This window comes from Psychrobacter sp. HII-4 (assembly GCF_904846595.1).
Classification (GTDB): domain Bacteria; phylum Pseudomonadota; class Gammaproteobacteria; order Pseudomonadales; family Moraxellaceae; genus Psychrobacter; species Psychrobacter celer.
In genome coordinates this window covers 1-801 of sequence record NZ_CAJHBJ010000105.1, presented here as the reverse complement: position 1 = coordinate 801, position 801 = coordinate 1, and the positions used below count along the sequence as shown (strand labels likewise).

The window sequence follows — 801 nt, the reverse complement described above, 5'->3', positions numbered from 1 at the left end:
AGACCTCTTGCAAAAGTAGCAGAGAATTTTACAATAACTGAAACACTCATAACTTTTTAGGAACCATGCCAAACATAGATAAGCTACTCAAACAAAGTGACGCTGGTTTTAAACGTTATACAGGCATTCATAAAGCCACCTTTTATGACATGCTTGAGGCCATGCAAAAGCATGAAGCATCTAAGACCAAATCAGGCAGACCAAGCCTGCTCAGTCTTAAAGCACAAATACTATTAGCCCTGACTTATTGGCGTGAATACCGCACGCTTTATCATATCAGTATGGACTTTGGTATTCATGAATCTTCTGCTAGCCGTATCATCCGTAAAGTAGAAGACATCCTGATTGACTCTGGCAAGTTTGAATTGCCCAAAAAGCTCCCTAGTCGCGTCGATGATGACATCAATTGGAGCGTCGTCATTGTTGATGCGACCGAAACCCCTATTGAGCGTCCAAAAAAAACCAAAGCGACTACTACAGCGGTAAGAAAAAACAACATACCTTGAAAGCGCAGGTTATCGTTCATTGGCAAACAGGGTTGATACTTGATGTACAAACCTGCAAAGGGTCAATCCACGATTTTAAGCTGTATAAAGATACTTGTCCTGATTGGCTTCCTGACAATGCTAAATTACTAGCAGATAGTGGTTATCAGGGTATAGCAAAGCTACATAAGCAAACCTTCACCCCTTTTAAAAAGCCACGTGGTGGTCAGTTACTGGAGATATGCAAACAGGCCAATCACTATCTGGCAAAGTTCCGTATTGTGGTTGAGCACAAAATAGGCTTAATCAAGTTGTT

2 protein-coding genes are annotated in these 801 nt (G+C 41.2%); both read left to right on the top strand.

Going from position 1 to position 801, the window contains the following annotated elements; genetic code table 11:
* Nucleotides 1-65 precede the first annotated feature (65 nt).
* Nucleotides 66-506, top strand: a complete 441-nt coding sequence (locus tag JMX98_RS13950) for a transposase family protein (RefSeq protein WP_201587429.1) — start codon at nucleotides 66-68, stop codon at nucleotides 504-506.
* A partial coding sequence (locus JMX98_RS13945; protein WP_227680197.1) for a transposase family protein occupies nucleotides 503-801 on the top strand: 299 nt, incomplete at its 3' end. The genes JMX98_RS13950 and JMX98_RS13945, both read left to right, overlap by 4 nt.